Origin of the sequence: Chamaesiphon sp. OTE_8_metabat_110 (genome assembly GCF_031382685.1) — a bacterium.
Classification (GTDB): Bacteria; Cyanobacteriota; Cyanobacteriia; order Cyanobacteriales; family Chamaesiphonaceae; genus Chamaesiphon.
This window is the reverse complement of record NZ_JANMZA010000195.1, coordinates 1-12680: the sequence shown is the minus strand read 5'-3', so window position 1 is coordinate 12680 and position 12680 is coordinate 1. Positions and strand designations below refer to the sequence as shown.

The following is a 12680-nucleotide window of genomic DNA, read 5'->3' as shown; positions in this document are numbered from 1 at the left end:
GAGGAAAACGGTCAGGAATTTTTTGAGGCTGAGTAATTGGGGTTCGCCGTTTACCAGCGCCAACATGTTGCAACCAAAGTTACTTTGGATTGGCGTTTGTTTGTAAAGATTATTCAGCACCACGCGGGGATAAGCGTCCCGCTTGAGTTCGATCACGATCCGCATCCCATCGCGATCGCTCTCATCCCGAATATCGGAAATCCCGTCTAACTTATGGTCGTTAACCATTTCGGCGATCCGTTCGATCAAGGCTGCCTTATTTGTCTGGAACGGCAATTCCGTAATAATAATCGCTTCGCGATCGGGTCTGCCTTTATATTCTAATGTTTCAATATTTGCCACCCCGCGCATCACGATCGATCCGCGTCCAGTAGCATAAGCTTCCTTAATCGGCGTCGTCCCTAAAATCTGCGCTCCCGTAGGAAAATCCGGCCCTGGAATGTACTGCATCAATTCCATATCCGTAATCTCCGGATTATGAATTAGTGCCACCACCCCATCGATCAATTCGCCTAAATTATGAGGCGGAATATTCGTTGCCATCCCCACCGCAATTCCCGACGAGCCATTGAGTAATAGCTGCGGAATCCGCGCTGGCATAACAGTCGGTTCCTGTTGCGAACCGTCGAAGTTATCCGCAAAGTCTACTGTCTCCGCCTCGATGTCTCGTAAGACAGCATCCATCGTCAAAGCTTGCAAACGACACTCGGTATACCGCATCGCCGCTGGCGGATCGTTATCCACCGAACCAAAGTTACCGTGTCCGTTAATCAACGGATTTCGCATCGAAAAATCTTGCGCCATCCGCACCAGCGCGTCATACACTGCGGTATCACCGTGAGGATGGTATTTACCGAGGACTTCCCCGACTACCCGCGCGCACTTTCTGAAGGGCCTGTCGGCTGTCAAACCCAATTCGTGCATCGCATACAGGATACGGCGGTGGACTGGTTTCAAACCGTCTCTGGCATCGGGAAGTGCCCGCCCTACGATTACGCTCATGGCGTATTCCAGGTAAGAGCGAGACATCTCAAGTCTTAGATCTGTAGGGACGATTCGCTCTTGGGAAGTAGTCATGAATTGCTCCGTCCAGCTTGATAATTGTACTAACTCATTAGTTCAATTTTATCACATTTAGGGGGGTACGTGTGGCTCGGCATGAGGGCTAGAAGGCTTGTTATTTATAGGCGATCGGGGTTTCGAGTCAATTCAACGGAGCAACCTCAGTAACCGCAGAACTCGATGTTCTGAAATTGATATTCAGGTCGGTGGATCGATCGACGGTAGATGTAGTTGTTGTTAGTCTGTCAAACATATCAAGTGTCCATCTTCTTACGTCTTCTAGCTCTGCTGCATATGACTTGTTATTCTCGGTGCCACTGTAAACAAGTCTCCAAATATTCCCAGCATTTGTTTCAACGAATTCAATTTTTTGACTTTGAAGCCATTGTTCAACTTGCTTGCGACTGCCTTTTCGATTCCAGAAGTGAATCTTCCAACCTGCTGGTGTTAGATAAATATCAAACTGTATCCACAGCAATGATTCATTTATTTTAACTGTGTACCAGATAACATCTATCAAATCCTTTGACGATCTCCATAAACCTGATTGGACGGGATAAGCAATACCCTCTAACTCAACGACCTCTTTCAACTGCTGTATTTTCATTCGCATGTCCTTGCGAAATCCGTCTACTTCCTCAAGTAAAGCGGAAATACTTTGTTGGTTGCTCCGAAAGTATTCTAATCTTTGCAGATCCATAGCAGTTGTTTGTTGTAGATTTTGAATAGTTTTAATGAAGTCTCTCAAGAACGTTGTATGAGGTTCATGTGAAGTCAAGAAACATAAACCAACATTAGTTAATACTTTCTGAAATAAGATTTCGTAGCTGATAGGATAAAAACCATATAATTGAGGCGATGACTGTACGGAACGTAAAGACAATAGTATTTTGTAAACTGGGCGACCGTTACTCATTGATTCGAGATGATTTGAATAATCACTAAAAGGACTATACAAACCAGCAAAGATCTTGTTCTCTATCCCAAAAACATAGTTATCTGATTCAATCACTAGATCGATACGTTTTCCATTCCCAGTAAGTTCTTCACGCCTTACATCAATACCCTGCCCGTCAATTTCTATTTCTTCATCAACGAGTGCTGCTAGAACATCTAAGAATAGTGTGCCAAAGCCATGATTATTGCTAGGCTGCAAGTAAAACGCGAGGATATTGCTACAGACATTCTCGAAATGTGGATAGCCTGCAATTTCCATAAACGTCGGCTCCCGATTTACTGCCTTCGGCAACTTTTCTAAGCCAGCAAAGAGATCGGCTATCTGTTCTATGGATAAAGTCACAATTTTTCAAAGCGATCGTCAACATTAGAGTACCCACAAAACTAATGTTTGACTCAATTCTCTTGACAAGAGGCATATGTAGCTACATATTAGTAGTTACATAAGTCGAAAAGCCTATGAAGAAGAAACATTCTAATCCGGTACCATTAGAGATCCAGGCTGAGATTGATGCTTTAGCTGATTTGCCAGAAACTGAAATTAACACTGATGATTTACCCAAAGTGCATAATTGGAGCGGTGCCCAGCGGGGAGTGTTTTATCGCCCAATCAAACAGCAGATCACACTACGTTTAGATGCCGATCTTTTAGACTGGTTTAAGAATAATCATCCACAAGATGAGGGTTATCAAACTAGCATCAATCGCGTGTTGCGCGAATACGTTACTCAGCACCAAACTTGAATATATCAATCATAAATTTTAATCGTGCATATTAACTAAAGAGCAAAACTATAATGTTAGCTACTAACCAGATCGTTTATCCAGATAGCGATGGGCAACCAATAGCAGATAATACCAAGCAATTTCAGTGGATTACTGTCATCAAAACCAACCTAGATTGGTTGTTTCGCGATGATGAGCGGGTATTTGTGGCGGGGGATTTATTGTGGTATCCCGTCGAAGGTAATCCCAAATACCGCGTGGCTCCTGATGTGATGGTAGTCTTTGGTAGACCTAAAGGCGATCGAGGTTCTTACAAGCAGTGGCTAGAAGACAATCTTGCGCCGCAGGTGGTATTTGAGATTCTCTCTCCAGGTAATAAGGAGGGCGAAATGGAGCGGAAGTTGCAAATGTACGCGCGGTGTGGCGTGGAAGAATACTATATCTACGATCCAGATCGATCGATTCTCAAAGGCTATCAGCGCAGTGATGACTTTTTTCTCGATCGCATTGAATCGATGGGCGATTGGACTAGTCCACGTTTGGGGATTAGTTTTCGGTTAATTGGGGACGATTTCCAGATTACTCATCCCGACGGACGACTTTTTGAAACTTTCGATAATGTCGCTACCGAGCGGGATCTGCTGCTTGCAGATAAGCAGCAATTGGAGAGCGAGAAAAGTAAACGGGATGCCAAACTGCGAGAATTAGGAATCGATCCAGATACTCTCTAAATTATTCATCAAATTAGGGTAGGGGTAATTCATGAATTACCCCTACCCTAATTTGATGAATTAACGATCGTCGATGGCTCCCGATCGTTTATTTGTCTGAGTCATCCGCAAACTTTTCTGCGGCAGAAGCTTGCCCGATTTTATACTCAAACCTCAGTGCGATCGAGCTTTCCTAAATACTGCTGAAGATAGGGCGAAAATACCTCATAGATCAGCGTCAATGGTTGTCCGTGATGCCAGAACAGATAGTGACGACCCCAAAATGGCCCAGCTTCCCCAAAAGCCTGCGCCAGCACTGGCGAATCGCCATAATAGATCCCTTGGACATCTCGATACAATTCCGTGCGGAGCTTGGCTAAACTCGCCCAAATTGGCAAAGATTTATTCTCTAGATACTCATCTACATGTCTGGCTTCCCACCAGGAAGTCGCATAAGCTAGCCTTTGCCCCGAAGCGGTTCGCAGCCAGACTTGACGGCGAACTCGCGGCCCTGGGACTACCTGCAACGAACTGGGGGCACGATCGTCATCCATGCCGATTGCCGACATATCGATGACATCTACCTCTGTGGGTTCGCCTGTCAATAGTTGCAAGTGTCGCGTCGGCGAACCGTCACCCAGCAATAAAATCTGCCATGCTGGCGGTAGCTGCTGATGTGGCAACCCAGATCGCACTACTTCCGCTCCTCCCTGCCAAATCGGCTGGAGGGCATTCCAGCTAGTCGCGATCGCACCTTCATTGCCTAGATCGGTCGTAATAATCAAAATTGTCTATAAATCTTAATACTCTTTACCCATATCATAAACCGAATTAGCGATTTAACACAGACGATCGAGCCATCCCACCGCTACCAAATAGTTACAGCCAGCACCCCTACAGATTGGTAGAAATTGCGCCCACCGGACAAGTGGGGATACACTGTTCGCAAACGATACAGCGCGATCGGGTAAAGTTGAGCTTAAAAGTTTCTGGTTCTAAATTGAGCGCCTCCGTCGGACATACGCCCGTACATAACCCACAATCGACGCAGATCTCCTCATCGACATAGATTTCCTTATTCGCTGTCGAAACCTGGATACCTTGCGATCGCATCCAATCGATCGCAGCGTCGAGTTCGTCGATATCTCCAGCTAATTCTACTACCAGCTTCCCAATTTGGTTGGGCGCTACCTGTGCGCGCAAAATATTCGCCGCAATATTAAAGTCTTTTGCCAGCCGATAGGCAACTGGCATCTGAACCACCCGTTTGGGGAATGTAAGAGTAACCCGTTTTTTCACAGTTTCACAAGGGGAGTTGGGGGATGGGAATTGGGAGTTGGGAGAGGGGGGGACGGGGAGTTAACAAACGAATAATTATGCTCTAAATTAGCAACGTCGAATTTTACCTTTTACCTCTTACCTCTTACCTTTTACATATTCCCTATTCCCTATTCCCTATTCCCTAGTTCCTGAAAATCCGACTTCCCGCCAGTCTTGCTAATCAAGCGAATATTTTCGATTTGCATCGATTTTTCGAGGGCTTTAGCCATATCGTATAGGGTTAGTGCAGCGATCGAGACTGCGGTGAGTGCTTCCATTTCTACGCCAGTTTCGGCTTTAATCGTGACAGTCGATCGAATTTGAAATCCTGGCAACTCGCGATCGGGTGTTAGCTCGACACTCACTTGACTCAAGGGGAGCGGGTGACACAAGGGAATCAGATTGGCGGTTTGCTTCGCCGCCATGATGCCTGCAATCTTGGAAATGCTCACAACATCACCTTTGGGAGCGTTACCCGCCAGAATCGCTTCTAGGGTGCCCAGAGACATGCGGACTTGTCCCCCGGCGACGGCTGTGCGCTTGGTGATAGCTTTGTCGGCGACATCTACCATCATGGCTTCACCGCGATCGTTCAAATGCGTGAGTGGAGAATCCAAGGGCGATCGGACATCTTCAGAAAAGTTTTGCATGATTGGGATAACGTGTGCTATGATTGTTCTCTGGCGGGGGCGAGTAGTTTAGTGGATAGAGCGTCCGGCTACGAACCGGAAGGTCGGGGGTTCGAATCCCTCCTTGCCCACTACTGTAAACTAAATAAGAAGGCACGATCGTTCAATCGTGCCTTCTTATTTTTTGAAGCGACCTGGGCGTATTACTCAGCTTTGGGATAGTCAGTACGATCGGGCGTTGATGAATCGGTGGGAAATGATGGTAAGTTTTTTCGCAGGAGATCGCCGACTGCGCGGGACTTGCGGACATCTTTGAGATCGAAATTTGAATGCCACATGGCTCGATCGACAACGCCGCTGTCGATATTTCCGACAAATTTTTTCACAAACAGCGTCCTAAAAAATTTGGTGGCACGCCAAGCTTCAAAGTAGAAGTAAGCAATTACTACCACATAGACGAGTGCGATAACTTGGACGGTCGTCACATACTGATAGTTTCTAATGCCAGCAAAAATATTGTCAAGTACTGATGACAGTGTGGCAAATAGTCCGCCCAGACAAGTCAAGAGTAGTGCCACCGTCATATTGTGGAGCTTGATGACTAGAGAAATCTCATAGCCATGATGGAGACTATCGATCTTACCTTCGATCGTCGGCGATAAGAATGCTGGCAAGTGAAAATGTTTGTATCCAATGATACGATTGGCTAAAAATTTAAAACCTTGAATTTGCCCGAAATAACGCTGCTTAGTTGGCGGAGAGTTGGTATTTTGCTGCGCTGAAAAGATCGGGTCGTAAATCGCACTTTCTAATCGATCTGCAATCTGCGCAAAGTTAAGCGTGGTGATAATCACACACCGATCGAAGGGAATTCTAATCATTTGAATCTATATCGCCTAAAAATGTGATGCAATTGGAGCATTAGGAGTGATTGATAAGGTAGATGATGTGTAGCATAATTATCTGCTAGTCTATCGCCAGAGCATCAACAAATGCTACATTTCACACTTTAATTGAGCAAAAATACTGAAATCGTTGGCGTAGCCGCTCCTGTGGAGCATCGAGTCAAATTTTCGGTTGAATCGATCGATTCTGGGATAATTTCGATCGACACCTCTATCTTTTACTAGTGGCGTGGGTACTCTAAGCGATGAGTGAGTAAGCGAGAGATCGGTAAATCGAGCATGAATGTAAATATGAAGCAGGGAGTAGTGGGGAAAACTCCGCCTACTACAGATCCACCAGGATCGGCAGCGCAGCTTGCCACTAACCCAAATACCAATCCCCAATTATTGAGTCAAATTGCCACAGCACCAGATTGGGAACTGCGGCGACTAGTGGCTGGCAATCCGAACACTCCGACAGACACCCTCTGGCAATTGGGTGTTGATTTTCCCGAAGTGTTGCTCGATAACCCAGTTTTCAAGCTCCTCCAGTTAGAACAACTAAATTTAGTTGCCGACATCCCGCACTCGACACTAACCAGTTTGCTGCAATGCGAAGGCGTTCCGACTAACTTCCTGGAGTATGCCGTGGAGCGGCAGGATTATAGTCTCTGGCTGGCAGTAGCTTACAATCCGCATACTCCTAGCCTGCTACTCGAAAACCTCGCCCGCAAATCTCGCGCTCAAGATCGAGAATTGATTCGCGCTGTGGCGGCACATCCTCAGACACCAGCGCATTTACTCGCTCAAATTGTCGATATTGGTAGTAATGTCGCGCAGATCGTTGCTGAAAATGTCCAGACACCAATCGTGGTATTGGAACAGATTTTGCATAAATACGGACGAGTTGACGATCCCATGTTCGTCACATTAGTTGCCCTACATCCGCACATTACTGCCCGATTGGCGCTCCAGATGCACTTAGCACCCACTGAATCGGCAGCTCAATCGCTGTGGCTGGCAAAACAACCGTCTACAGCAACCGCACAACTAGCGGAACTCGCCGCAACAGACTGGCAGGTATTACGACTGGCTGTAGTCAGACATCTCAATACATCAGCCGAGGTAATCGAGCGGATGTGGCAGCAAATATCGGCGGTACATCGTCAAGGGAGCCAACTAGACAGGTTGATTTATGACTCCTTTGCTAGTAATGCTCGCACCTCAACACAGATCCGCGAACAGTTGCGCAAATTATTGAAATGGTGAAGGTTTCAATAATTAATTATTACTTCTCCTCTGTCCTTTGTAGCGTCTGCGATTCACCAAGGACAGAGGATTGAATCTATCGATAATTTTGTTGGATTTTCCAGCGGTGCGGGGAACCCGCAACGACATCAATGAGGAGGCTTCATACCTGTTTTTCTCGGTGACATAGCAATTATAGACATCCATCTTGCACACCTTACTACCTGCGCTCCCATGAATCCCGAAGATTTAAAGACCTATCTCGATCGCATTATCACCAACAATTTAAAGATTAGCACGATGATCTGGGGTGCGCCGGGAATTGGTAAGTCGAGTATCGTCGCCCAAATCGCTGTCAATCATCAGCTCGAATTTATCGATATTCGGTTGAGTCAGTTGGCACCAACCGATTTGCGCGGGCTACCTGTTGCCGAAAATGGTGTTTCCAAGTGGTTTCCACCCGAGTTTTTACCCCAGCAAGGACGCGGTATTTTGTTTCTCGATGAGATTAATATGGCTCCACCAGCGATGCAGGGGATGGCACAGCAATTGATTTTGGATCGCCGAGTGGGTTCTTATCTGGTGCCCGAGGGATGGTTTGTGTGGGCTGCTGGCAACCGCAAAGAGGATCGAGCCGGGGTATTTGATATGCCCGCACCACTGGCAAATCGGTTCTTGCACTTGCAAGTAGAACCGGACTTTGAAAGCTTTAAGGCTTATGCACTCGGGCACAGCGTTCACGAGCAGATTATTGCTTTCTTATCTTTTCGCCCGAGTTTGTTGCACAAGATCGATCCGCATCAGCCTGCTTGGTGTTCGCCGCGATCGTGGATGATGGCTAGTAACCTCCACTATAGTGGCTTGGACTTGGCACCTGCGATCGGACTGGCAGCTAATGCCGAATTTCAAGCCTTCCTGCTAACATATCAAATGTTGCCAGATTTAGCATCCATTTTGGCAGGGAAGGGGAGGCACATTTCCTTTCCGACGGAACCGTCGGCGCGTTATGCCACGACAATTGGGTTAACTATTCAGGCGACTGCGGATGTCGATCGAGCCTATCATGCTTTTTGTTGGCTGACTCAGGTGGCAACTGCTGAGTGGGTACAGTTATATGTGTCGGATTTGCTGGGTTTGATGCGTTCGTGCGGTCAATTGGGCAATCTAGTCACTCTACTCGATCGCGAGCCTGCGATTCAGAAATTTTTACAAGATTACCGACAGTTGATTGCTGCTTAAGAGGGTGTCTGAAAAGTCTAATTGCTTCGTTTTCAGTGGGTAAATCCACCTAAATCCCCCTTGGAAAGGGGGACTTTTAAAGCCCCCTTGGAAAGGGGGTTGGGGGATTGAGATCTAGAAACGGAGCAACAGCCGACTTGTGTTGAGTGTTTGTAACTAAGCGCAAACATAACGCTTGATTTAGAAACCGTTGCGACCCCAAACGACCATCGAAATCGACCAACTAAACAGGACTAATAGTGAGACCCAGCCTAAAGTAAGGATATCCATGATTTTATGTAGAAGTATATTTTTATGCTCTATTCTATGATAATCCTTTGCTGGCATAGTTACAAACAACCGACTCGATCGCGCGTCAAGACAAATTTAGGCGATGTAGCGGTGTCCACCCGTCCGATTACTTGGGCACTGTTTGATGACAAGCCCTTAAATGCCCGAAATTTGTTGACATTTGGTTAATAACTCCTGGCTCAATTTCATAAAAGCTTTAGAACCAGCCGATGTCGGGTTTTCAATTACGACGGGTTGAAAACTATCGATCGCTTTCGCCACGTTTACATCCATGGGAATGCGGGTTTGAAATATTTTACTATCGTCAAAATCTTGGGTAACTCGTTCCATCACCCGATCGTAATATCGGGCAAATAACGAACTGCCAGATAAGATAAACACAATCCCCAATAGACTACTTTCTAAGCAATTTTTGTCGCCTTCATGAGTTTCCCTTAGCTTAGCAATTCGGCGCTCTAGTAATTGCATCCCGACCAGCGATAATGGCTCGGGACGAGCTGGCATGATATAAAAATGGCTAGCCATAATCCCGCTTCTAGTCAAAAGATTGTAACCAGGGGCACAGTCTAAAATAATATAATCATAGTCATCGATGACTGAAGCGAGAATATCTTTGATCAAAGAACCTTCAAAGCCATTCCAAACATCGATAAAATCTGTATTGGGATTTTCGATGGTTTCTTGATGCAGTTTTTCTGACACTAGAAATTCATCATAAATATCGATGTCTCCAGCTAATAAATCCAACCCTTTGACCCAGCAGACATCAGGAGTAATTAGATCTTTAGTCTCAAATTTATAACGAGTATTTGGTTTGAGAACTTTGGCGATCGAATAAGCGATCGTCTTTTTTTCACGGCGAATTTTGGAAAAGTCTTGAGGTGTCACCAGGCTCAGTGTCGCACTAATCTGAGTGTCTAGATCTATAACTAGCACCCGCTTGCCGTGCGTTTTGGCAAGACAAGCAGCGAGATTGACGGTGAGGGTAGTTTTACCGACACCTCCTTTCATATTGACAGTGGCGATAACTAGTCCCATGATTTATTTAAAATGCGATAGCTGACTTGAGTGTGAGGTGCAGACAGTATCCGTAAGTACCGCTACATATGATAGTTGGTTTCGATCGCCTGACGATCGACTTGGGCTACTGTCGTTGATATAATTTTACACCGAGCTACATTTTTTGCTTCTGTTTAATGCGCTGCAATTTTTGATGACGAATCAATTCATCAAACTTAGCTACTATTTCTTCTACTTGCAGATCGACTTATTCAAAACTTAGTCGAGCTTGCCGTAAGTTGTCAAGAAGTCAGCGATCTGCGGATGGATCTGGCATCATTGGTTGTTTGTTCACGATCGATTAAACTCCTGAATAGTTTCTTGGTTACTACGTTTTAAAGCTGGAATTTTTTGTTGAGTACTTTCAATTATTTGACATCCACTAAACTACAGGTTTGAGGAGATTTAACCAATAAGCCGTATTCGATGCCTTGAGCGACAGCTTGATAAGAAGCTTCAAGGATATTATCAGATACGCCGATCGTCGTCCACCGATGTAGCCCATTACTCGACTCCACCAACACGCGCGTCACGGCGGAAGTCCCCGCCCCACCGTCGATAATCCGCACCTTATAGTCGGTTAAATAACACTTAGTTAGTTCTGGATAAAATTTACTCAATGCTTTGCGTAAGGCAGCATCTAGAGCCGATACGGGGCCATTTCCTTCGGCAACTTCGAGGATATTTTGACCATCGACGGCTATTTTGATGGTTGCGAGGGAATGGTGGTTCTGAGTTGCGATCGCACAATGCACCTGAAAACCTTGAATCGTAAACAGCGTCGAGGTTTGACCGAGTATTTCGCGCATCAATAATTCAAAACTTGCCTCGGCTCCTTCAAATTGATAGCCTTGATACTCTAGTTCTTTGAGTCTGGCTAAAATCTGGCGGGTGCGTGGATCTTCCTTGGTAAGTGTCAATCCCATTTCGCTAGCTTTGATGAGGACATTACTCAATCCCGACTGTTCGGAAATCGCAATCCGGCGAGCGTTCCCGATGTGGGTAGGATCGATATGTTCGTAAGTAAGGGGATTGCGTTCGACGGCGGAGACGTGGATGCCACCTTTATGGCTGAAGGCGCACTTACCGACAAATGCGGCGTAATCATTGGGCGCGACATTGACGACTTCGCTGACAAATCTACTCACCTGCGTCAAGCGGATGAGATTGGCATCAGTCAAGCAGGAATAGCCGAGCTTGAGTTGCAGATTAGGGATTATCGAGCAGAGATTGGCATTGCCACAGCGTTCGCCATAACCATTAATCGTCCCCTGTACCATGGTGATGCCACTAGTCACCGCCGCGATCGCATTGGCTACCGCTAGCTCGCAGTCATTGTGTGGGTGGATGCCAAATAAGAGCTGCCGATTGGGATCGACGCGCTCGATGACCTCATTGACAATTTGCATCAGTTCCTGGGGCATTGTCCCGCCATTGGTGTCGCAAAATACCAGCCAATCCGCACCAGCCGCGATCGCAGTTTGCAGTGTTTGGACGGCATATGCTGGGTTTGCCTTATAGCCGTCAAACCAATGCTCGGCATCATAAATAACCCGCCTACCCTGGGAAATTAGGTACTCGATCGAGTCCCGAATCATCGCCAGATTTTCAGCTAGATCGGTCTTTAAGCCCTCGATAACGTGTAAATCCCAAGATTTACCAAAAATCGTCACCCACTTGCTTCCTGCCGCTAGAATCGCCGCTAACATTTTATCTTCCGCTGCCAATCCGCCAGGGCGACGCGTCGAGCAAAAAGCCACGACTTCCGCTTGTATCAACGGCTCTAGCTGCAACCGTCGAAAGAATTCCCCATCTTTAGGATTGGCACCCGGCCAACCACCTTCTATCCACGGTACGCCCAATTTATCTAATTGTCTAGCAATTTTGAGCTTATCCTCCACCGACAGAGTTAATCCTTCGCGTTGTGCGCCATCCCGGAGCGTCGTATCGTAGATGTGGATTTGCTGCATATAGATGGGAGATAGGAGATGGGAGTTGGGAGATGGGAATAGAAGGAGTGACTACTATACTAAATTGCGTGAAAATAGAATCAGCTTTAAATTTATTCGTTAATGTAACATTTCGCCCAAAAATGCAGCAAAAGTTTAAGTGCGATTCGTTCAGCCAAAACCCTCCCCGCTGTCTCGATCTCTAAACCCTCTAACCTCTATTCCCTATTCCCTATCCCCTATCCCCTACCCCATGCCTCAAGTCACCGCCCAAGGAAAAAACTTCACCTGTGAAACTGGAGCTAATCTCCGCCAAGTATTACTCGCCAATGGGGTAGATCTCTACAATGGTAATGCTAAGTTCGTGAATTGTATGGGAATTGGCACCTGTGGCACCTGTGCGGTGCAGATTGAGGGCGATGTATCTGCACCAAATTGGAAAGATATCGCCAGACGCAGTTTTCCGCCCCACACCTCTTCGAGAAACCTCCGCCTTGCTTGTCAAACCAAAGTTTTAGGCGATATTACCGTTAGCAAATTTACTGCTTTTTGGGGACAGGGACTCGATCGATCTTGGTAGTAATCTCCCTGTGTATTCATCATCTG

14 protein-coding genes and 1 tRNA gene are annotated in these 12680 nt (G+C 46.3%); 6 read left to right on the top strand and 9 right to left on the bottom strand.

Annotated features, from left to right (window positions below; genetic code table 11):
• On the bottom strand, positions 1-1077 hold a 1077-nt coding region (locus RMO52_RS07180), incomplete at its 3' end, for a DNA gyrase subunit A (RefSeq protein WP_310412316.1).
• Between the two features lie 127 nt (positions 1078-1204).
• The gene (locus tag RMO52_RS07175; protein ID WP_310412314.1) at positions 1205-2362 is read right to left on the bottom strand and encodes a PD-(D/E)XK nuclease family protein; all 1158 of its coding nucleotides are present in this window, start codon (positions 2360-2362) and stop codon (positions 1205-1207) included.
• Positions 2363-2478: 116 nt separating this feature from the next.
• On the opposite strand from RMO52_RS07175, the gene RMO52_RS07170 reads away from it, so the two are divergent.
• Together RMO52_RS07170 and RMO52_RS07165 are read left to right on the top strand one after the other, a co-directional pair.
• Positions 2479-2763 (top strand): BrnA antitoxin family protein, encoded by a 285-nt coding sequence (locus RMO52_RS07170; RefSeq protein WP_310412310.1) that lies wholly within the window; start codon positions 2479-2481, stop codon positions 2761-2763.
• Positions 2764-2816: 53 nt separating this feature from the next.
• Positions 2817-3476, top strand: coding sequence for a Uma2 family endonuclease (locus tag RMO52_RS07165; RefSeq protein ID WP_310412307.1), 660 nt, complete (start codon positions 2817-2819; stop codon positions 3474-3476).
• A 146-nt stretch (positions 3477-3622) separates the two neighbouring features.
• Here RMO52_RS07165 and RMO52_RS07160 read toward each other — a convergent pair whose 3' ends face one another.
• The 3 genes from RMO52_RS07160 to moaC all read right to left on the bottom strand — a co-directional run bounded on the left by RMO52_RS07160 (position 3623) and on the right by moaC (position 5425).
• Positions 3623-4240, bottom strand: coding sequence for a chorismate lyase (locus RMO52_RS07160; RefSeq protein WP_310412304.1), 618 nt, complete (start codon positions 4238-4240; stop codon positions 3623-3625).
• A 109-nt stretch (positions 4241-4349) separates the two neighbouring features.
• Positions 4350-4754 (bottom strand): NIL domain-containing protein, encoded by a 405-nt coding sequence (locus RMO52_RS07155; RefSeq protein ID WP_309742482.1) that lies wholly within the window; start codon positions 4752-4754, stop codon positions 4350-4352.
• 149 nt (positions 4755-4903) lie between these two features.
• Entirely contained in the window at positions 4904-5425 is a 522-nt protein-coding gene (gene moaC, locus RMO52_RS07150) for a cyclic pyranopterin monophosphate synthase MoaC (protein ID WP_310412301.1), read from the bottom strand.
• A gap of 37 nt (positions 5426-5462) precedes the next feature.
• Between moaC and RMO52_RS07145 the strand changes: the two genes are divergently transcribed.
• A tRNA-Arg gene (locus tag RMO52_RS07145) sits at positions 5463-5535 on the top strand.
• A 72-nt stretch (positions 5536-5607) separates the two neighbouring features.
• On the opposite strand, the gene RMO52_RS07140 is transcribed toward RMO52_RS07145, so the two are convergent.
• A complete protein-coding gene (locus RMO52_RS07140) occupies positions 5608-6285 on the bottom strand; it encodes a hypothetical protein (RefSeq protein WP_309743132.1) in 678 nt (225 codons plus the stop codon).
• 273 nt (positions 6286-6558) lie between these two features.
• Here RMO52_RS07140 and RMO52_RS07135 point away from each other — a divergent pair, with 273 nt between their 5' ends.
• Both RMO52_RS07135 and RMO52_RS07130 read left to right on the top strand, forming a co-directional pair.
• Positions 6559-7557, top strand: a complete 999-nt coding sequence (locus RMO52_RS07135) for a hypothetical protein (RefSeq protein WP_310412296.1) — start codon at positions 6559-6561, stop codon at positions 7555-7557.
• A 213-nt stretch (positions 7558-7770) separates the two neighbouring features.
• Entirely contained in the window at positions 7771-8775 is a 1005-nt protein-coding gene (locus RMO52_RS07130; RefSeq protein WP_310412293.1) for a MoxR family ATPase, read from the top strand.
• A gap of 180 nt (positions 8776-8955) precedes the next feature.
• On the opposite strand, the gene petN is transcribed toward RMO52_RS07130, so the two are convergent.
• The 3 genes from petN to cimA all read right to left on the bottom strand — a co-directional run bounded on the left by petN (position 8956) and on the right by cimA (position 12095).
• Positions 8956-9045 (bottom strand): cytochrome b6-f complex subunit PetN, encoded by a 90-nt coding sequence (gene petN, locus RMO52_RS07125; RefSeq protein WP_309743126.1) that lies wholly within the window; start codon positions 9043-9045, stop codon positions 8956-8958.
• A 156-nt stretch (positions 9046-9201) separates the two neighbouring features.
• A complete protein-coding gene (locus RMO52_RS07120) occupies positions 9202-10104 on the bottom strand; it encodes a ParA family protein (RefSeq protein WP_309743124.1) in 903 nt (300 codons plus the stop codon).
• A gap of 389 nt (positions 10105-10493) precedes the next feature.
• Positions 10494-12095 (bottom strand): citramalate synthase, encoded by a 1602-nt coding sequence (gene cimA / locus RMO52_RS07115; RefSeq protein ID WP_310412289.1) that lies wholly within the window; start codon positions 12093-12095, stop codon positions 10494-10496.
• Between the two features lie 232 nt (positions 12096-12327).
• Between cimA and RMO52_RS07110 the strand changes: the two genes are divergently transcribed.
• A complete protein-coding gene (locus tag RMO52_RS07110; RefSeq protein ID WP_310412286.1) occupies positions 12328-12654 on the top strand; it encodes a 2Fe-2S iron-sulfur cluster-binding protein in 327 nt (108 codons plus the stop codon).
• Positions 12655-12680 lie beyond the last annotated feature (26 nt).